Here is a 19,227-nt window from a genome sequence, read left to right as displayed (position 1 = left end):
TATTCGTAATTAAAAACAATAAACTATAGATATTAAAAGTTAACATTCAGTCCAAAATTCAATCCCCATTGAAATTGATTAAAAGACTGATTGCTTAATGGATTTGCATAATAATTAACCGCAGGTTCAACAAAAACATTTGTTTTTTTATAAACACGATACTGCACGGTACTGCTCAAAGTTGTACCATACACATAATTGTTGGCATTAACGTTTTCTCCCATCGAATTTCCGTCTATTGCTACAGTATTTGAAATCAGTTTACCAACAAATCCGCCTGTATTTAAATTGATACTTGTTTTCTTTTTGTTGAAAATCGAATAGGAAACTTCCAAAGGCATTTCGATATAGCGTAAATTCTGATCTAAACTTCCGGATTCAACATTGTCGCTTTTCAATACATCTTTTGTGCTGTTTGAAACCAAAACATAATTTGCGCTGCTGGTAATTTGGGGAACGCTTTCATTTTTTACAAAGTAATCACTTGAAGTAAAAAGTGCCTGTTTTTTGGCATTTAAATACGAAACATTGGCCACACTCTGTCCAAGTTCGTTAATTTTAAAACCAGAAGCAACAGCCCATTTTTTATTGATTTTATACTGTGTTTTAACACCGTATGAATTACTTTGTTTAGAATCGTTTACGTTTCCTAACGTTTTATTGTTTTTATAGTTTTCAGAATTAGCAACACCTGCAAAAAGCTGTAATGCCCATTTGTCCTTTTTTGATAGTAACTGATCTTCTTTTTTCTTTTTTTCTTCTTCAGGAACAGCTGCAATTCCTTTTTCTAAGTTTTGCAATTCAAGGAGCTGAACAGAATCTTTTTTACTTAAAACACCTGAGTTTGTATTAAAAATATTGTTTCCTGTATTTTCTTTTTGAATGTTTTGCACGCTTGCCATGCTTCTGTCTGCATGCTCTTTTTGAATGTTTTCTTTTGCAGCTGTAGTACTTAAAGCATTTGGATTTCTCTTAGCCGCAGTGTTGGGAGTATTAAGCGCAAGCGAATTTTTGTTTTTTGAAGGCGAAAGATTTTCAAAAATAGAATTTGGTACCTTACTTCCGGCAGCAGTATTAAACTGATTTGTTTTTGCCGGAGCAAATGTCTTCTCTGCTAAAACCTTATCAGCATTTCTATTATCAATAGCTGACCATTGATTTTTTGAACCATAATTAAAAGAATTCGATTTGTTTGGGGCAAATGGTTTCTCGGCAACGGCCTTGTTTGAATTCTCTTTTTTATGGGTGGAACCCTGATTTTTAGTGGCTGCATCAAATCCATTTTCTCCAGCTGAAACAAATGTTTTTTCGGCAGCAGCCGATTTTATATTGTCTTTTTTATCCGCATTAACCGCGTTTTCGGCAACGGCATTAAATCGATCACCTCTGGCAGGAACAAATTTTTCGGTAGCAAAAGAATTTCCTGCAGGGTTTTGTTTTGTTTTAAAACCGCTGTTATTTGTTTTGTTTGGAGAATAAGCCGGAGTGTTGTTTGTTTCCGGAATTTGATTTAACGGATTATTTTCTGATTCATGTATGGTTTTGTCTGATGATGAAACTCTGCCGGACTCTTTTAGAGGAATATTTTCGTCAGCCGGAATACTTCTGGTTTTATCCGTCTGCCCGTTTTTCTGGTCCAGGACCACATTTTGATCGACAGCATTATTGGGTACCGTTTTAATTCCAGGATTCTCAGAACTAAAGTGCAAAACTGAAGGAAGAAGCAAACCTAATAATAAGCATGCAGCCGCCGACCACCAAAGAATTGCTCTCTTCTTCTTTTTTGGTTTGTCTAATTTTTCTTCAATCTGGCCCCACAATTCAGGAGGCGGAACACTCGAAAAGTCTTCCATTGATGAAAAAATATCTTCTATTTTCTGCTTCTTCATGCTGTCTTAAAATTTTTTATGCTCAGTATTCTTTTTTGCAAAATGTGCTTTGCCCGGTTTAAATTTGATTTTGAGGTTCCTTCGGAGATTTTTAGTAATTCGGCGATCTCTTTGTGTTTCATTTTTTCAAAAACGTAGAGGTTAAAAACTGTCCGGTACTGGTCTGGTAAATCTCTGATGTATTCTAATAATTTTTCCTGGTCCAGCGGAATAATTTCCAATTCTTCCTCTTCAACAAAATCGGTATCAGGGTCAAAAACATCCAAAAAGAAACTTTCCTTCCTTTTTTTATTTAAAGTTTCAATCAGCTTATTAATAAAAATCCGTTTCAGCCAGCCTTCAAAACTCCCTTCAAATTTATATTGGCTGATTTTTTGAAAAACAATAACAAAGGCTTCCTGAAAGACATCTTTAGCGTCGTCTTCATTTTTCATATATTTCAGGCAGATACCATATAAAACAGGAGAGAACAGCTGATATATTTTCAGTTGTCCCTCTCTGTCATTTTTCATACACAGCCTGATATATTTTTCTAAATCGTCTTTCAAAAAATGGATTAATTTGGTTTTGCAAAAATAGTTCTTAAATGTTTACAAAACTATAATTTGTAAACAGTAAGAACTAAGGGTATTTTGTGTTAGTTTTTGATTATCAGGTAAATCTGCAGCTTTTGTTTTTGTTTTAAAAGCTGCAGATCTCTTTGATATAAATTATTTTAAACTATTAATTTTTGTTTTAACAGCCATTTTGAAAGCTTTAATTTCACTGCTCTGGTCCGCAGTATCGTTATTGTCGATATAAATTTTAGTAACCGTAATTCCCTGACGAAGCTCAAAATAAATACCGCCCTGAGTTCCTGAATTTGGATTACCGTATGTTTTAGTCTGGCCTTTAATAGCTAAAATTTCTGCCGGGATTGTTTTAGAGAATAAAGTATATTCGCTTCTTACCGTTTTAGCATTGTATTTGTACTGGCCAAATTCATAGTTTCCGGTAGTTACTCCCAGAAATTTTAAAATATTATAATCATTGATCTGAAAAAAGTCATTTGTAGTTCCAAAACTTCCAATAACAATATTATCAGGGCTTTCGTTTGTTCTGTTAAACAAAATTGATTTTGAAGTTTTCGGGATCAGGATAAAATCAGCCGGATTGGTTGGCGTCTGTGTTAAAGTTTCTCCGGTCTGCGGTCCTTTTTCATAAAAATTAATGATGATTTCGCAGTTATTTTCTACAATAGAAGTAATTTTTATATCATAACCGTTTGTTGGTTTTATTCCTGCAAAAAGCGCCACTAAATAATTTTTTGTAAAATCAATGTTTGGATCGCTGGCTACTGTACAGGTGTTGGCATGTTTGGTAAAATAAGCGTCCAGTTTTTCCTGAGAACCTACAATAAGTGCGCTGGGATTATTTGGTAAAGTTTTTACGCTGTAATTACATAATAAAGGAAAACCTGAGAATGGTAAATCTGCATTAGTTCCACAATCAACATTCAGGTCGTCATTGCTTAGTGAGCAGGCACTAAATCCAAAAGCTATGAATAAGCTCAGCATTAATTTTTTCATGATTATTTTTTAATAGGTTATATCAAATAGATGACACACTTTTAAAATGGTTGCGTGAAAAATTATTTTTTTAAAGGATTTCCATAAATCTTATTTGGATAGTTTGTTTAATTTAGGACCGATACTAATTCGTGCTATTTTATTTTTTAAAACCATGAACTACGTATTATTGCATACTTTTACTTAAAATAAATTTAGATATGTTAGAATTCGTTCCGCTTTTGTTGGCTTTTGTCGTAGCATTGTTCCTTGGAATTTATTTGGGAAGAATACTTTTTTCGGCTAAATTTCAATCAGAAAAAGTAAGTCTTGAAGAAAGACTTGCGGCCAATACAAATCAGCTTCAATTGCAAAAAGAACAATTTGAAGCCGAGCGAAATAATTTTCAGAAACAGCTTCAGTTATCTAATTCCGAAAAAGAAAACATAAGAACCGAAAAAGACAGTCTGGCGATTCAGCTTTCCAAAAAAGAAGTTGATTTCGAAAATCTGTGGGAACGCCACAAAGAGCAAAAGAGTGAGATAAACGAACTTCAGGAAAAATTTACCAAAGAATTTGAAAACCTGGCGAATAAAATTCTCGAAGAAAAATCGGCTAAATTCACGGAGCAGAATAGTGAAAACATGAAAAATATCCTTTTGCCGCTTCAGGATAAAATTCACATATTTGAACAAAAAGTAGACCAGACACACAAAGAAAGCATTGATTATCATGCAGCTCTGCGCCAGCAGATTATTGGTTTAAGCGAAATGAATGCTCAAATGAGCAAAGAAACCCTAAACCTGACCAAAGCACTAAAAGGCGACAGCAAAATGCAGGGAAATTGGGGCGAACTAGTTTTGGAACGCGTTCTCGAAAAATCCGGTTTAGAAAAAGGAAGAGAATATGAAGTACAGCAGAGTTTTGTAAATGCCGAAGGTAATCGTGTTTTTCCGGACGTTGTGATTAATCTGCCGGATGGAAAGAAAATGATTGTCGATTCGAAGGTTTCTTTAATTGCTTACGAAAAATGGGTAAACGAAGAATCGGATCTGTTAAAACCGGACTGGCTTAAAGAACACGTTTTGTCTATTAAACGACACGTAGAACAGCTGGGAAATAAAAATTACCACGATTTGTACCAAATAGAAAGCCCTGATTTTGTACTGCTTTTTATCCCGATCGAACCCGCTTTTGCCATTGCCTTAAATGAAGATTCTACTTTATACAATAAAGCTTTCGACAGAAATATCGTAATCGTTACGCCAAGTACTTTATTGGCCACACTTCGCACCATTGACAGTATGTGGGCCAACCAGAAACAGCAGGAAAACGCCTTTGAAATTGCAAGACAGGCGGGTGCCTTATACGATAAATTTGAAGGTTTTGTAACCGATCTGGTACGCATTGGCAACAAAATAAAAGACACCAAAACGGAATATGAAAACGCTATGAACAAACTGGTTGACGGAAAAGGCAACTTAATTTCGAGTGTAGAAAGACTAAAAAAAATGGGGGCAAAGGCCAAGAAATCGCTGCCAGAAAATATTATTGCCAGAGCTTCAAATCCAGAAGAAAATGAGCTGTTGAGTTAACGTCTTCGACTTCGCTCAGATTGACAGTTAAAAAATAATTTAAATACACAGAAACATAGATTTTATAATCTCAAAAAAGAATAATACACAATAAAAAACACCAAAAATAAACAAAACATGACCGCAGATTTTAAACCCGTTTCTTCCTCAAAAATTAGTATTTCAGAGTTAATGCTTCCGTCGCATACCAATTTTAGCGGTAAAATTCACGGAGGATATATTTTACAATTACTGGATCAGATTGCTTTTGCTTCGGCATCAAAATTCAGCGGTAATTATTGTGTCACGGCTTCTGTAGATACGGTAAACTTTCTTAAACCCATCGAAGTCGGAGAATTAGTCACCATGAAAGCTTCTGTAAATTATGTAGGCAGAAGCTCGATGGTAGTGGGCATTCGCGTTGAAGCAGAAAACATACAAACTGGCGTTGTCAAGCATTGTAACTCTTCTTATTTTACAATGGTGGCCAAAGATAAAGAGGGAAAAAGCGTTCAGGTTCCGGGGTTAATTTTATCTAATCTCGAAGAAGTCCGCCGATTTAGAAAAGCAATTAAACATATTGAAGTTCGAAAAGAAGTCGAAGACCATGAAAAAGTAAGAAGCGTCAATTCTATAGAAGATCTGGCCAGTTTGGAGAAATATAATGTATTGCTGGAGATTTCGTAACATAGCCCAAGGTTTCAACCTTGGGAACGCAAAGCAAATTTCACCACATTCGTTTCCCAGGGTTGAAACCTTGGGCTATGGATTTAAATGCGAATTATTTTTTCAATAAAATAAACCTTCATCTTCAAAAATTACGTTTGAAGAAATGTGGAATGATACGGGTGTTTTTGAATATTTTAAAGACGGATTTAAAATAATAAATCAAGATGTACCAAGAAAGCATAAATTGGGAAAACAATTAATGAAGAATTACAGGGATGATTTCAATTTGTTTTAAAAACAAAAGAAGTGTTTAAAACAATACCTCAAGATTGAGATATTAAATTATAAGCCCAGCTTTTCAGGAAAATTATACTATCTTGTATGGAAAACAAATAGTTTTATAATTTTAAAATTTTGAAAATGGTAAAGTTTGGATATACAATTTTATACGTTGAAGACGTAGAAAAAGCGATAGAGTTTTATGAAAACGTATTTGGATTTACAAGAAAATTTATAAGTCCGGACAATGATTACGGAGAATTAAGTACAGGCGAAACGACACTTTCTTTTGCCTCAAAAAAACTGGCATCGCAAAATTTAAGCGAAGGTTTTATAGAAAGCAGTTTAGAAGACAAACCTTTTGCGATAGAATTAGGTTTTATAACAGAAGATGTTGGCGAGCTGGTACAAAAAGCAACCTCGTTTGGAGCCGTTTTGGTATCTGAACCAAAGAAAAAGCCCTGGGGACAAGTTGTGGCGTATGTAAGGGACACGGATGGTTTTTTACTGGAAATTTGTACCCCAATGGCGGGATAAACAATCTTAGAGGTTCTTACGGAACAAAAAAAAGCAATACAGCCATTTTTTTGTTCCGTAGGAACTTTACATAATTACCATAATCGAAAATATTCACAAATATTTAGCATAAGTTCAGGGACATTGCAACTTGAAATTTCGTAACTTTAAGTGTAACCATTTAAGGCTGCAGAGTTTTAACGGAATCACCTGCCGTTCTGTTTTGAGACAGAATGACAAAAAATGTTTAAATGACGACGATTATGAAAAGAACTACATTGCTTATATTATTTTTTACTGCATTTTCGATACTAGCCCAGGATAAATTAAAAACCACTACAGCAGTTGTTAATTTTGAAGCTTCTGTACCTTTTTTTGAAGAAGTAAAAGCAGTAAACAAACTCGGGACTATTGTTCTCGAACCCGAAACAAGTACTTTAACCTGTACGGTTGGAATGAAAGATTTTATTTTTAAGATGGATTTAATGCAGGAACATTTTAATGAAAATTATATTGAAAGCCACCGTTATCCAAAAGCGGTTTTTAAAGGTAAAATCCAAAAATTCGATTTAAAAGATATTGATGAAACCGAAAAAGAATACGATGTAACAGGAAAACTGTACCTGCATGGGAAATACAAAATCATTGACATGAAAGCTTTGATTAAAAGAGTTCCGGAAGGCATCCAGATTTCCTGTAATTATCCTATTTCAGTTTCTGATTTTAATATTTCGATTCCGAGTATGGTGGCGGCAAAAATTTCTAAAACGGCCAATACGAATTTGCTTGGCGTAGTAAAAACAACCGAAGAAATGAAATACCTGACTTTAAAATAAAGCTTAATGAATACTCGCGATAAGTGCTTTTTCTAAATCAGTGAACTGAAACTCAAAACCTGTTTTTTGTATTTTTTCTGAAGAAACCCTCTGTCCGGTTAATACCGCTTCGCTCATTTGTCCTAGAAAAAGTTTAAGAACAAAAGCAGGAATTTTGGGCAGCCAGATTGTATACCCGTACAATGAAGCCAGTATTTTGGACAATCGCAAATTTGTAGTATTGTCTGTTACTGCAGCATTGTAAGGACCCAGCATTTGATTGTCTGAAACTGATTTGCAGTAAATCTGGCATAAATCTTCAATATGAATCCAGGGTAAATATTGTTTTCCGGTTCCTAAAACAGCACCAAAACCCGATTTAAAACCAGGATTTACTTTTTTTAAAAAGCCTTCATCTTTGCCCAGTACAATTGCCGTTCGGATTTTTACGGTTCTAATGCCGAGAGAACCAATTTTATCGGCGGTGTTTTCCCAAATTTGGCAGGTTGTGCCCAGAAAATCATCGGCAGGCGGCATGTCTTCGGTACAAATTTTATGACTTGTAACGGCACCGTAAATTCCAACTCCGGATGCAGATATAAAAGCATTTAATTTTTTATTGTGTTTTTCTAAAACGGCATAAATCAAATCTATAGGTTTGATGCGGCTTTCTACAATTGCTTTTTTTCTTTTTTGGGTCCATCGTTTTTCGACAATTCCTTCGCCGGCAAGATGAATGATGTAATCTGCATTTAAAACGGCATTTTCATCAATATAATTTTTATTTAAATCCCATTTGTAATAAGTCACTTCGGTGTTTTTTTTATCAGACCTGCTCAAAACAGAAACAGAATATCCGGCATCAATTAAAACATTCGTTAAATGTTTTCCAATGAATCCACTTCCTCCCGTTAACAGAACATTTTGAGCCATAATAGTTTATAATATATTTAACACCGTATCTTGTTTAATGATTAGTAAAGATACTTAAACAATGTTTACCTTTATGGCAAATTCTAAATTTTAATAAAATGGGAACTAAAAAAAGGGAAATTACCAAAGAGTACATCGTTTCAAAATATATGGATCAAGTGTTGGATAAAGGTCAAAAACCAAAATCTGTGTATCATTTTGCCAAAGAAAATGATTTTACAGAAGCGGAATTTTATTCTTTTTTTGGAACATTAGAAAGTTTAGAAAAAGAAATTTTTCGCCTGTTTTTTCAAAATACCGTCAACCTGCTTCATCAAAATGAAGAGTATCAGCAATACGATATGAAAAATAAAATGCTGAGTTTTTATTTTACCTTTTTTGAGATTTTAACCGCCAACAGAAGTTACGTTCTGCAGTCGCTTAAAATTGACAGGAACCCGCTTAAAAATCTGGTACAGCTGACAACGCTTCGGGATAGTTTTAAAAATTACGTTTCTGAAATCCTGACGGACGATTACAGGTTAGAAGTAGAAAAACTGCAGCGATTTCAGGAAAAAGCCATTCAGGAATCGGCGTGGCTGCAATTGATGATGACGATTAAATTCTGGATGGAAGACGAATCTGCGGCCTTTGAAAAAACAGATATTTTTATCGAAAAATCGGTTAACGCATCATTTGAACTTATGAATGTTGCCCCAATCAATCATTTAATAGATTTTGGAAAATTTCTGTTTAAAGAAAAAATATACACCAAACAATGAAAACAATCGATTATATTCCCACTTCAAAAATAGAAAGAGCCGGAAAACTGGTTCAGACCGGCGCTAAAATTGGAGTAAATTACATTAAGCATTATGCTGAAAAAGTAGTAAATCCTGATTTAACCCGCGATAAACTCAACGAAAATAATGCCGAAGACATTTACGACGGACTTAAAAGCCTAAAAGGAAGCGCGCTAAAAGTAGCCCAAATGCTGAGCATGGACAAAAATTTCCTGCCGCAGGCTTATGTGGAGAAATTTTCGTTGTCGCAGTTTTCTGTTCCGCCGCTTTCTGCACCTTTGGTTTTAAAAACCTTTAAGAGTAATCTGGGAAAAACGCCTTATGAAATTTTTGACGAGTTCAATCCAAATTCCGTAAATGCGGCCAGTATCGGGCAGGTGCACCTTGCAAAGAAGAACGGTAAAAAACTCGCCGTAAAAATTCAGTATCCGGGTGTAGCCAACAGTATTTCGTCAGATCTGGCTTTGGTAAAACCTATTGCTATTCGAATGTTTAACCTGCAGGGAAAAGATTCTGATAAATATTTTAAGGAAGTTGAAGACAAACTTATCGAAGAAACCAACTATTTGCTGGAACTGGAACAGAGCAGGGAAGTGGTAGAAGCGTGCAGTAAAATTGAAAACATTTCTTTTCCCAATTATTATCCTGAGTTTTCTTCGGAGAAAATTATTACGATGGACTGGATGACGGGAATTCACCTTTCTGAATTCACCTCCAAAAATTTCGACCAGCAAACGGGCGATGCAATAGGGCAGGCGCTTTGGGATTTTTATATGTACCAGATTCATGTTTTGAGAAAAGTGCATGCTGATCCGCATCCGGGAAATTTTTTGGTTGACGATCACAATCAGTTAATTGCTCTGGATTTTGGCTGTATGAAGCAAATTCCGGACGATTTTTACGTTCCGTATTTTGAACTCATCAACAAAAATGTTATTACAGATCAGGCGCTGTTTCATAAAAAGCTTTTTGAACTGGAAATCCTTCGCGAAGACGATACACCGGAAGAAGTGGCCTATTTTACCGAAATGTTCCATGATTTGCTGTCGCTCTTTACAAAACCTTTTCAAAACGATACTTTTGATTTTGCCGATGAATCTTTTTTTAATGCCATTGCCGAATTAGGAAAACGTTTTTCTGAAGACACCAGTTTAAGAAAAATGAACGGAAACCGCGGTTCTAAACACTTTATTTACATGAACCGTACGTTTTTTGGTTTGTACAATTTAATGTTCGATTTAAAAGCCAAAATCGTGGTGAAGAATTATTTGAAATATTAGAAGTTTGTTTCAGGTTTAAAGTGTCATGCAGAACTTTGACAAAGTTAAACTCTTGATTAGTCCTTGCGAGGAACGAAGCAATCTCACTAAAATTACCACAATCTTGTCATTTCGAGGAACGAGAAATCTCCGCAAGAAGCTTTATAAAGTATTTCCAATCTTTGTGGAATATTGTCGCGGAGATTTCTCGTTCCTCGAAATGACAAAACTGTGATGAAAAATAGAATCTGAAATTTTTAAAAACAAATAAACCCGACAGTTTTTAAGCTGTCGGGTTTATTGTTTGATTTATGCGTGAATTTATTATTTCCAAAACGTCCATTCTGTGCCATTAAATACGCAAACCATTTTGCTTGCGGTATCGTAACAAATTGTTCCGGGCATTGGATTGCTTATAACAAGATGCGGCGAAGCTACTTTTGGCAGAATCAGAGCTTTGTTTGAAGATTCTAAAACCAAAACCCCGTCTGCGCTGCTGCTGGCTGCACCAATAACGGTTCCTTTTGTAGATGCCTCAGTCGTTGATGACTGTATAGACAAATCGACAAAACCGCTGTGATTGGATAAATCTACCCATGCCGTTCCGTCGTAACACATTACCTTTTTCTGGGTGGTATCATAAATCATGACACCTCCCGTAAGTGCAGATCCTGTTGGTAGTGTAGTAACCCACGGCAGTACCATGCCGGATTTTCCGTCTGCATTAAAATCTACAATTCCTGATCCGTCCGGCGGAATCTTACCAATTGACGCCTGCGCATTTGCTGCTAATCCTGCGAAAACCACAAAAATTACTGCTGCTATTTTTTTCATAATAATTTAATTTTTATTGCTTTATTATTTCTTAGTACTAAGAACTAAACAAACTAATTAGGACATCCCTGTTCCAGTATTTTCCAGACAGTGCCATTATAAAACTTTAAGACTTTATTTGTGGTATCGAATACAATCATTCCTTCTACCGGATTGGCGATTGCCGTTTCCGGAGATGCGATTCTTGTTAATACCAAACCTTTATTTTGGGATTCCAGTATTAAGCTGCCCGTTCTTGGGTCTGACCAATTACGCGGCGAAGCAGTTCTGTCTAATGTTGACACAATAGTTTTAAAAGGCTCTCTGGTACCTGCTGTAACCGCAGGACTGTAGCAGAATGCCGGTGGCGGTGTAAACCAAGAGCCTGAGAATGAAGGTAAACCAATTCTGGATATACCACTCCCCAAGAAATTGGCAGGCAGCTGATATGTTTTCAGGTTATCGTATTCTTCAGGGTTATCAACTACATACAGGTAACTCTGACCATACGCTGTAGCGTAAATACGATTATCGGGTCCCATCTGTAATCCATTTATGTCATTTCCAAAAGCAATTTTTTTAGGAGTTACAGATGAAGGATTGGTTGTCGCCAGTAAAGCATTAAAGTCATAAACATACAACTTTGCGGTACCGCCAACATACAGATAGTTCATTGATTTTGAGAATTCTATGCCGTAAGTGCTAGTGTCAAATCCTGTAATTTGCCGCGCATTACTAAAAGTACCGGTGCTATTGTTAAAGTCACCATATATTACAGTCTTAGTATCATAGCCCGCAACTGCAAAATGTTTTCCGTCGGGTGTAATTTTCAGATATCCATTCGGGACGTTAGCGCTGTTAATACCCACACCGGCCGGGAACATACTTTTGACAGGAGCAGAAGGAGCCACTACCCCGTTGGAGGTGAGCTTCCACGCATTCATATAATTAGAGCGACCCAGGGCTATAATCCAATAATCTGTACCATTAGCATCGAGTATGGCTGTAACGGTTTCTCCTATAGCTCCCGAACCTCCGGTGAGCGGTATATTTTTCTTTCCGGCAACAACATCACCTAATCCACCACGCAAGGTCATGTCAATTACCGAATAAGCTAAGTTGTTATTCCAAAATTGATCTATCGTTACGGCAACATATTGATTGGGGTTTCCAGGATAAGGTATTATAATACCCGATTGCGCTGATGAGGAATTTCCGGTGAGCCCACTCATTGCGGCCTTATTAGCGTTAGGCATGACTGTATTAGTCTTGTCCCAGATAGACATACCATCTGAGTAAAAAAGCAGCTGTCCGCTGGCGTCGGACATAGTAAAACATCCCTCCCCTGTATTGATTTTGATATTGGAAATAGTTGTTGGTAATCCGTCCAAAGTGGCATTTGGGGTTCCCGCTAACCCAGTGGCAGACAGGCTGCGTGTTGTATTCCATGTAAGGCCGGCACTGGTTCCGAAAGCCCAGTTAGCTGTTTGTTGCTGTGCATGTCCTTGCAGAGCGAAAGCAAATAACAATAATAGGTTTATTATTTTTTTCATATTCATTTTTCTTTATTATTCATTTTAAATAACTAATTCATTTTAATACACCAGCCGGTAATTACCTTGTTTGATGTAAGTTTCACTAGATATCATTGTTTAATAATCTATAATCAGGCAGTTTTAAATTTGAAACTAATTTTAAATTTGAAACCAATAGGGTAAATGCTGTCGTAAAGTTTTCCCTGCTGCACTGTTTATTTTTCTAAATGTGTTTCAAATTTGAAACTAATGAAGCAAAGATTACTACACAGTTTCATCTGTTTCCTCATTCGGTAAATAAACAAATATGTTTCATAAAGAATTGCGAAATGGTATTTAACCAACTGCTTAAACTTTTGTTTTTATGGAGTTTGGCAATTAAAATCTGTTATTTCTCTATTTCCAGTTTTTGTAAGTTTTACGAATGTTAATGGTTTTCTCCAGGTATGTAATTTTATTTAAACTACTTATTATCTGTTTATTGCATTTTAAGGTTTAAAATTTTGTACTAAAACAATTCCTTAAAAGAAGCCTGACGCTCTAGGTATTATCTAACTTTATTATTAAAGCATATCTGTCTAAGTTGTTTTTTTCATCGATACAGAATTATATGGTTATAATAAGTTGCAAAATTACACGGACAGTTTAGAGTGGTTTGCTAATAAAAATTTTAAAAATGTTAGAATAGGACAAATTTTTGATTTCAAATTCAAAAAAAAAATCCCAAATAAAAAATTCCAAATTCCAATGAATCAATTGGAATTTGGAATTTTTTATTGAAATTTATACCAGCATGTGGTTCTTCGACTTTGCTCAGAAGAACAAAGATTAATAAAATAAGGTAAGTATACCCACTTTACACTAACCCGATGAAACTTAAAATAAGATTCAGAAAAGGATATGAATTTTGGTATATATTAAATGGTATTCTTATTTGCTTAGATATATGGTTGCTATTATACTTAATACAGAGTAATTAGCCATATTTTTAGATATTTAGTAGTTTATTTTTATTTTTTCCTGCCAAAAAATAATTTATCAACCATAAAGTAAAAAAGGTAAGCGCAAACTTACCTTTAATAATTTACACTTACTAAAGCCAGAACAGCCATAGTTTAACACTGAAGTTAAAGTGATAAACCTTTTTGTGCAATCTTTTCCCCATTCTCAGAAATTTAAGTTAATACTTTTAGCAACTCTTTTATTTTTGTCAGAATGGGCATTACATTTCAAATATATAAAACACACCTAAACAACACCTAAGTACAAATACCTGATTTTATTGCAATAAAATCAAAATACTTTTTTAGAAGAAGATGAGCTAATAAATTAGGTATATTTGGTAAAAAAATCAATAAGAATGTATGTCTAATATCTACTGGCCAGTCTATAAAAATTTAGAGATAGGAGTTCTCAATTTAAGTTACTCAGTTCATATTGATGATAATCACCTAAATGTTTATTCATCCCAAATTTCTGATCTTATTTTACGAGCATCCGCCGAAATTGAATCTATATCAAAAGAATTATATAAACTAAACGGTGGAAGAAAAACTAAGATAAAGTATGATACAGATGCATTAGAGCTTTTAAATTCTCTATGGAAGCTGGATCAAAAAGTAATACTAATAAGTTCTTCAAATTGTTTTCAAACATTGAAAGAATTAAAACCATTTATAAAAAATGAAACAAGTACTTTTCATAATGGAATAACTTATACATGGAATAACTCTTACCAGAATCTTAAACATGACAGAGCTAATTCATTACAGTTTGGCAGCATAAAATATTTATTTGATATTATGTCTGCATTATTTATACTGAACTTATATTATAAGAACGAGACAATTTTATTATATAATGACGGTGAAGGAATTAATTTTCCATTAAACATGGGTTCTGATTTGTTTTCTGTAAAACTTCATAAATGGTCTTTCTACGATGAAAATATGAATTATCGGAAAAAAGATTTCTTTGACGAATGTTTATATTATATACATTATACAGATGAAACGATTGAAAATTTAAAAGAAGCTCATAAGAAAGATTTAAATGACTTCGAACAATCTTTTTTAGACCATCCTAAAACAGTAAGTTATTTGCAAAACAATTTTGTAGAAGATATATTTGATGAGATGGTTATGAAAGAAATATTAGGAGATGAAGATCTATTTAATTTATCAATGCATCATTACACAAACCAGTTCGAGGCATCAAAATACATTCGATGGAATGGTCTATTAAATAAAAATGAATTTTAATAAAACTGCTAAACACTGAATTAAATTCTTAATATTATGGAAACAGAACTGCTCGATGATAAAGAATTCCAAGATACGTCAAACGAAATAATGTATAGGTTCGATAACCAAAGAGAATTAAATTACAAAGTATTAGTAACTTGCTAATATGCTTCATAACCAGGCCTCTTTAATTAGGCTTTTTTATTTATACCAGTTATGCAATCAAAATCAACGACAGCAGAATTTTCAATTATTATTCTTCGTAAATTTGAAAGAATTAAAAAATAGGCATGAACTCGAAAGAAATTACAATTGAAAAGAGAAAATGTGTCATAAATTATTATGACATTACCGAAGAACTACAATTAGAAATTAATAATACAGGAAAAGCACTAAAAGTATTTTATCATCCAAGTGAAGGTGAGAAATTATCTGCTAAATATTTTAGATCAATTATCAGTAAATTTAATCCTGAAGTTTTCTTTACTTTACCAGAACTACTTGAAACTGATATTTACAAAAACTTGGATTTAATAATTGATTACTCAATTTGTTCAAATTACTCCACCTACATTGATAACTACTTAGAATTAACATTTGTATTAAATACTAACCCGCCCGTAAAAAACTAAAAACAACAGATTTTCGGTGTAAAGGGTATACTTACCTAAAAAAAATTCCAAATTCCAATGGATTACGTCAATTGGAATTTTTATTGGAATTTGGCTCTATGAATAATGTCATGTCCTGCTGAGCGAACTCGACGCATAGGCAGATTGTCTGTATTGTATATCTTCGCTTTGCAGTTCTTCGACTTCGCTCAGAAGAACAAAGAGTAATAAAATAAATTCCAAATTCCAATTGACATACAGCATTGGAATTTGGAATTTTTTTATTGAATTTTAAAGATATTTTATTTTAAAATTCCTTTTTTATAAGTTGCAATGGCACGGTCGCGTGCAAAAGCATGATCAACCATTGGGTCATTATATCCTAAATCAAATTCAGGAATCCATTTGCGGATGTATTGTCCTTTTTCGTCAAATTTCTTTTGCTGGATTTCGGGATTAAAAACCCTGAAATACGGTGCGGCGTCGCAGCCTGTTCCGGCCGCCCACTGCCAGTTGCCTACGTTTGAAGCGAGTTCGAAATCTAGTAATTTTTCGGCAAAATATGCTTCGCCCCACTGCCAGTTAATGAGTAAATGTTTGCATAAAAAACTCGCCACAACCATGCGGACCCTGTTGTGCATGTATCCGGTTTCGTTGAGCTGCCGCATTCCGGCATCGACCATTGGGTAACCGGTAGTCCCGGAGCACCAGCGTTTAAAATCTTCTTCGTTATTGCGCCATTCAATGCCGTCGTAAGCCGGTTTGAAATTGTGATTTACACAATGGGGAAAACTAAAAAGAATCTGAATAAAGAATTCACGCCAGATTAATTCACTCAAAAAAGTCTGGTTTTTTCGGTTGGCCCAGTTTACTAATTTCCGGATGCTGACGGTTCCAAAACGCAGATGCGGCGAAAGATAAGAGGTGCTGTCCAGGGCAGGAAAATCTCTGGTTTCTTTATAATTGGTTATTTGCGACAAATTATGAGGCTGGACTTTAATCGTACTTCTTTCGAAACCAATTGCCGCTAAATCCGGAAACGGAAAGTTGTTTTTGGCAAAATTAGACAGAAACGGTGCTGTATCGTATTCCGGTACCGCTCCGGAAAGTTTGTATTTTTCGAGCCATTTATTTTTATAAGGAGTATAAACGGTGTAAGGAAGTCCGTCGCTTTTGGTAATTTCTTTTTCTTCAAAAATAACATGGTCTTTAAACGCAGTACAGGCAATATTATTTTCTTTTAACAGCGCACCAATGGCGTTGTCACGATTAATGGCAAAGGGTTCGTAATCTTTGTTGTAAAAGACAGTCTCGATATCAAATTCAGATATAAGTGATTTCCAGACTTCAATAGTTTTTCCTTTTCTGATCAGGACAGAAGACTGAAGGGCGTTTAATTCGGTATTTATTTTTTGAAGCGAATCGTAAATAAAACTTACCCTTGCATCGTTTTTAGGCAGATGTTCCAGGATATCCTCATCAAAAATAAATAAGGGAATTACAGGAAATTCAGACTGTAAAGCATGGTATAATCCGGTATTGTCTTCTAATCGTAAATCGCGTCTGAACCAGAAAAAAGAAACTTTTTGTTTTGTCATTTTGTGAAATTCCGTTTTGTTTTTTTGCCACAGATTAACACAGATTTAAAAGGATTGAATCTGTGTTAATCTGTGCAATCTGTGCCTTTCTTTTATATTAAAAATTAATTTAAATGCTTTTTTGCTCAGCGTTGATTTTGATAATTTTGGTCTGCGATTTTCCATTAAACAATTCCTCAATTTTATTGTATCTGAAATCGAAAATGGTTTTGAGTTTGTCTTTTACGACGAAAAAGTTCATGATGCGCCCCAAAATCCCAAATGGTAAAGCATAATGAACAACATCTGTCATTTTGGTCCCGCCATCCGGCGTGCGTTCAAAAAAGTGTTTGTGGTGCCATAATTTGTAAGGGCCAAAACGCTGAACATCGATAAAATACTGATTTTCTCTGCAGGCGGTAATTTCAGTAACCCACGAAATTTTAATCCCTAAAAGCGGTCGTAAAGTGTAAGTTATGATTTGTCCGTGATACATTCTTTTTTCATCAAAATCTTTGATTTCAAAATTCATATTATCGAGTGTAATAGTCTGCAGGTTTTTTGGACTGGAGAAAAAATCCCAGCATTCTTCAACGCTGGCATTTACATATTGAACGGTTGCTATTTTGTATAATTTCATAAACTCATAAAGTTACAAATTCCAATTTTTTTAAATTCCAAATTCCAATTTAAACCAATTATCTCCCACATATTCTATGTTTGTTCATGAAAGTGAAATGCCTTTTCTGCGACATGAAAACTATGTTTCTATGTTTACATAAATTAAATTTTATAATATTTAAATGGAACGAACAACATTCCGAAACATTCCCCTTTTTCTTTATTAAGGTGTTTATGATGTATTTTATGAGCTTTTCTGAGTCCGATGAGGTATTTGTTTTTGGTGTTTTTAAACCATTTAAAACGCTGATGAATTAATACATCGTGAATTAAAAAATAACAGATTCCGTAAAGCGTAACACCGCAGGCAATGAAAAACAAATAATTGAATCCGCCCTGAACGCCAAAATAAAACAAAACAATACTTGGAACCGCAAATATGACAAAGAAAATGTCGTTGCGCTCAAAAGTATGTTCGTATTTCGGCTGATGGTGATCTGCGTGAAAATACCACATAAAACCGTGCATTACGTATTTGTGTGTAAGCCAGGTAACACACTCCATAAACAGAAAAACGCCTAAAAAGATTAAAAAAGAAATCATTTTATAAATGTTGTTATTAAAATTATAATTTAAATTCCTCCGAGCTTAGCTTTAGATCTCAAAAGATTAACTCAAAAGGTTATTTTTCGCTACTGACAAAACTTTTGTCCTGATTACACCAGCTTTAGCTTATAAGTAACAAAAGACTGCGCCAAAAGTCCGGCTTTAGTATAATTAGAAACTCTTATTCTTGAATTTCCAATTTTATGCGGCGGCGTGTTTTTGAGTTTTTTCAGCAGTTTTCTGTAATATACATACGCGGTGTAAACGCCAAATTTTGCTTCCATTGGTAATTTTACAATTCCCTGATAGGCAGCGCTGAAATCTTCTTCAATTTCTGAAATGATTTTTGCTTTTGACTCTTCGTTGAAATTTTCCAGATTTACTCCCGGAAAATAAGTTCTGTTTAAAATCGTATTATCATCTTTTAAATCCCTCAGGAAATTCACTTTCTGAAAAGCCGAACCCAAACGCATGGCTTCGCTCTTTAACTGCTCATATTTATGTTCCTTTCCGGAAACGAAAACCTTGAGGCACATTAAACCCACGACATCTGCAGAGCCATAAATGTAATCTGCATATTCTGTCTGCGTGTGGTAAGTCGATTTAATAAGATCGAGTTTCATGCTTCTTAAAAAAGCCTGAACAAGGTCGTCTGTAATATTATATTCTTTTACGGTATGCTGAAAAGAATTGAGAATAGGGTTGAGGCTGATTCCTAATTCCATGGCTTTGTAATATTCTTTTTCAAAATCGTCGATCAGATATTCTTTTTCATAATCATGAAAAGAATCAACAATTTCATCAGCAAACCTTACAAATCCGTAAATGCTGTAAATCGCATCGCGAATGCTTGGCGAAAGCATTTTTACAGCAAGTGAAAAAGACGAGCTGTAATTTTTGGTAACCAATTTGCTGCATTTGAAAGAAACGGCGTCGAATAGTGATTTCATTTTTTAAG

General features: G+C 34.6%; 18 protein-coding genes. 8 read left to right on the top strand and 10 right to left on the bottom strand.

From position 1 onward, the window contains the following. Nucleotides 1-32: 32 nt before the first annotated feature. From ASE21_RS17600 to ASE21_RS17590, 3 genes are all read right to left on the bottom strand, one after another. Entirely contained in the window at nt 33-1,889 is a 1,857-nt protein-coding gene (locus ASE21_RS17600; protein ID WP_057124038.1) for a hypothetical protein, read from the bottom strand. Beyond that, nucleotides 1,886-2,437, bottom strand: coding sequence for an RNA polymerase sigma factor (locus ASE21_RS17595; RefSeq protein WP_057124037.1), 552 nt, complete (start codon nt 2,435-2,437; stop codon nt 1,886-1,888). The genes ASE21_RS17600 and ASE21_RS17595 overlap by 4 nt, the downstream gene beginning before the upstream one ends. A 162-nt stretch (nt 2,438-2,599) precedes the next feature. Next, on the bottom strand, nt 2,600-3,457 hold the full coding sequence (locus tag ASE21_RS17590; protein ID WP_057124036.1) for a protease complex subunit PrcB family protein: 858 nt from the start codon (nt 3,455-3,457) through the stop codon (nt 2,600-2,602). A gap of 200 nt (nt 3,458-3,657) precedes the next feature. On the opposite strand from ASE21_RS17590, the gene rmuC reads away from it, so the two are divergent. The 4 genes from rmuC (at nt 3,658) to ASE21_RS17570 (ending at nt 7,310) form a co-directional block, all read left to right on the top strand. Continuing rightward, nucleotides 3,658-5,031 carry a DNA recombination protein RmuC gene (gene rmuC, locus ASE21_RS17585; RefSeq protein WP_057124035.1) on the top strand — a complete coding sequence of 458 codons (1,374 nt, stop codon included), beginning with the start codon at nt 3,658-3,660 and terminating at the stop codon, nt 5,029-5,031. Nucleotides 5,032-5,148: 117 nt separating this feature from the next. Then, nucleotides 5,149-5,697, top strand: a complete 549-nt coding sequence (locus tag ASE21_RS17580) for an acyl-CoA thioesterase (protein ID WP_057124034.1) — start codon at nt 5,149-5,151, stop codon at nt 5,695-5,697. Between the two features lie 402 nt (nt 5,698-6,099). After that, entirely contained in the window at nt 6,100-6,495 is a 396-nt protein-coding gene (locus ASE21_RS17575) for a VOC family protein (RefSeq protein WP_057124033.1), read from the top strand. A gap of 242 nt (nt 6,496-6,737) precedes the next feature. Beyond that, nucleotides 6,738-7,310, top strand: a complete 573-nt coding sequence (locus tag ASE21_RS17570) for a YceI family protein (RefSeq protein ID WP_057124359.1) — start codon at nt 6,738-6,740, stop codon at nt 7,308-7,310. 3 nt (nt 7,311-7,313) lie between these two features. Here the strand turns inward: ASE21_RS17570 and ASE21_RS17565 are convergent, their stop codons facing one another. Continuing rightward, nucleotides 7,314-8,222 carry a TIGR01777 family oxidoreductase gene (locus ASE21_RS17565; RefSeq protein ID WP_057124032.1) on the bottom strand — a complete coding sequence of 303 codons (909 nt, stop codon included), beginning with the start codon at nt 8,220-8,222 and terminating at the stop codon, nt 7,314-7,316. Between the two features lie 98 nt (nt 8,223-8,320). Here ASE21_RS17565 and ASE21_RS17560 point away from each other — a divergent pair, with 98 nt between their 5' ends. Both ASE21_RS17560 and ASE21_RS17555 read left to right on the top strand, forming a co-directional pair. Further along, a complete protein-coding gene (locus ASE21_RS17560) occupies nt 8,321-8,983 on the top strand; it encodes a TetR family transcriptional regulator C-terminal domain-containing protein (protein WP_057124031.1) in 663 nt (220 codons plus the stop codon). Then, complete coding sequence (locus tag ASE21_RS17555; RefSeq protein ID WP_057124030.1) at nt 8,980-10,284, top strand: ABC1 kinase family protein; 1,305 nt, start codon at nt 8,980-8,982, stop codon at nt 10,282-10,284. Before ASE21_RS17560 ends, ASE21_RS17555 begins: the two co-directional genes overlap by 4 nt. A gap of 303 nt (nt 10,285-10,587) precedes the next feature. Here the strand turns inward: ASE21_RS17555 and ASE21_RS17550 are convergent, their stop codons facing one another. After that, a complete protein-coding gene (locus ASE21_RS17550) occupies nt 10,588-11,097 on the bottom strand; it encodes a hypothetical protein (RefSeq protein ID WP_057124029.1) in 510 nt (169 codons plus the stop codon). Nucleotides 11,098-11,150: 53 nt separating this feature from the next. Further along, the gene (locus tag ASE21_RS17545; protein WP_128414720.1) at nt 11,151-12,308 is read right to left on the bottom strand and encodes a hypothetical protein; all 1,158 of its coding nucleotides are present in this window, start codon (nt 12,306-12,308) and stop codon (nt 11,151-11,153) included. 1,667 nt (nt 12,309-13,975) lie between these two features. Here ASE21_RS17545 and ASE21_RS17540 point away from each other — a divergent pair. Both ASE21_RS17540 and ASE21_RS17535 read left to right on the top strand, forming a co-directional pair. Next, nucleotides 13,976-14,872 (top strand): hypothetical protein, encoded by an 897-nt coding sequence (locus ASE21_RS17540; protein ID WP_057124027.1) that lies wholly within the window; start codon nt 13,976-13,978, stop codon nt 14,870-14,872. 272 nt (nt 14,873-15,144) lie between these two features. Continuing rightward, nucleotides 15,145-15,486 (top strand): hypothetical protein, encoded by a 342-nt coding sequence (locus ASE21_RS17535; protein WP_057124026.1) that lies wholly within the window; start codon nt 15,145-15,147, stop codon nt 15,484-15,486. A 281-nt stretch (nt 15,487-15,767) separates the two neighbouring features. Here the strand turns inward: ASE21_RS17535 and ASE21_RS17530 are convergent, their stop codons facing one another. From ASE21_RS17530 to ASE21_RS17515, 4 genes are all read right to left on the bottom strand, one after another. Next, on the bottom strand, nt 15,768-17,063 hold the full coding sequence (locus ASE21_RS17530) for a cryptochrome/photolyase family protein (protein ID WP_057124025.1): 1,296 nt from the start codon (nt 17,061-17,063) through the stop codon (nt 15,768-15,770). Between the two features lie 109 nt (nt 17,064-17,172). Then, nucleotides 17,173-17,682, bottom strand: coding sequence for an SRPBCC family protein (locus ASE21_RS17525; RefSeq protein WP_057124024.1), 510 nt, complete (start codon nt 17,680-17,682; stop codon nt 17,173-17,175). Between the two features lie 143 nt (nt 17,683-17,825). Continuing rightward, nucleotides 17,826-18,266, bottom strand: coding sequence for a sterol desaturase family protein (locus tag ASE21_RS17520; RefSeq protein ID WP_057124023.1), 441 nt, complete (start codon nt 18,264-18,266; stop codon nt 17,826-17,828). A 113-nt stretch (nt 18,267-18,379) separates the two neighbouring features. Beyond that, nucleotides 18,380-19,219 carry a phytoene/squalene synthase family protein gene (locus tag ASE21_RS17515; RefSeq protein WP_057124022.1) on the bottom strand — a complete coding sequence of 280 codons (840 nt, stop codon included), beginning with the start codon at nt 19,217-19,219 and terminating at the stop codon, nt 18,380-18,382. Nucleotides 19,220-19,227 lie beyond the last annotated feature (8 nt).

Origin of the sequence: Flavobacterium sp. Root901 (genome assembly GCF_001429765.1) — a bacterium.
Taxonomy (GTDB): domain Bacteria; phylum Bacteroidota; class Bacteroidia; order Flavobacteriales; family Flavobacteriaceae; genus Flavobacterium.
The sequence above is the reverse complement of the archived record's forward strand: the minus strand, read 5'-3'. Positions and strand labels throughout refer to the sequence as shown.

Excerpts from the sequence above, each read along its gene's own strand:
- ASE21_RS17600 (WP_057124038.1), bottom strand. The coding sequence starts at position 1,889 with ATGAAGAAGCAGAAAATAGAAGATATTTTTTCATCAATGGAAGACTTT.
- ASE21_RS17590 (WP_057124036.1), bottom strand. The coding sequence starts at position 3,457 with ATGAAAAAATTAATGCTGAGCTTATTCATAGCTTTTGGATTTAGTGCC.
- rmuC (WP_057124035.1), top strand. The coding sequence starts at position 3,658 with ATGTTAGAATTCGTTCCGCTTTTGTTGGCTTTTGTCGTAGCATTGTTC.
- ASE21_RS17580 (WP_057124034.1), top strand. The coding sequence starts at position 5,149 with ATGACCGCAGATTTTAAACCCGTTTCTTCCTCAAAAATTAGTATTTCA.
- ASE21_RS17575 (WP_057124033.1), top strand. The coding sequence starts at position 6,100 with ATGGTAAAGTTTGGATATACAATTTTATACGTTGAAGACGTAGAAAAA.
- ASE21_RS17570 (WP_057124359.1), top strand. The coding sequence starts at position 6,738 with ATGAAAAGAACTACATTGCTTATATTATTTTTTACTGCATTTTCGATA.
- ASE21_RS17565 (WP_057124032.1), bottom strand. The coding sequence starts at position 8,222 with ATGGCTCAAAATGTTCTGTTAACGGGAGGAAGTGGATTCATTGGAAAA.
- ASE21_RS17560 (WP_057124031.1), top strand. The coding sequence starts at position 8,321 with ATGGGAACTAAAAAAAGGGAAATTACCAAAGAGTACATCGTTTCAAAA.
- ASE21_RS17555 (WP_057124030.1), top strand. The coding sequence starts at position 8,980 with ATGAAAACAATCGATTATATTCCCACTTCAAAAATAGAAAGAGCCGGA.
- ASE21_RS17550 (WP_057124029.1), bottom strand. The coding sequence starts at position 11,097 with ATGAAAAAAATAGCAGCAGTAATTTTTGTGGTTTTCGCAGGATTAGCA.
- ASE21_RS17545 (WP_128414720.1), bottom strand. The coding sequence starts at position 12,308 with ATGAGTGGGCTCACCGGAAATTCCTCATCAGCGCAATCGGGTATTATA.
- ASE21_RS17540 (WP_057124027.1), top strand. The coding sequence starts at position 13,976 with ATGTCTAATATCTACTGGCCAGTCTATAAAAATTTAGAGATAGGAGTT.
- ASE21_RS17535 (WP_057124026.1), top strand. The coding sequence starts at position 15,145 with ATGAACTCGAAAGAAATTACAATTGAAAAGAGAAAATGTGTCATAAAT.
- ASE21_RS17530 (WP_057124025.1), bottom strand. The coding sequence starts at position 17,063 with ATGACAAAACAAAAAGTTTCTTTTTTCTGGTTCAGACGCGATTTACGA.
- ASE21_RS17525 (WP_057124024.1), bottom strand. The coding sequence starts at position 17,682 with ATGAAATTATACAAAATAGCAACCGTTCAATATGTAAATGCCAGCGTT.
- ASE21_RS17520 (WP_057124023.1), bottom strand. The coding sequence starts at position 18,266 with ATGATTTCTTTTTTAATCTTTTTAGGCGTTTTTCTGTTTATGGAGTGT.
- ASE21_RS17515 (WP_057124022.1), bottom strand. The coding sequence starts at position 19,219 with ATGAAATCACTATTCGACGCCGTTTCTTTCAAATGCAGCAAATTGGTT.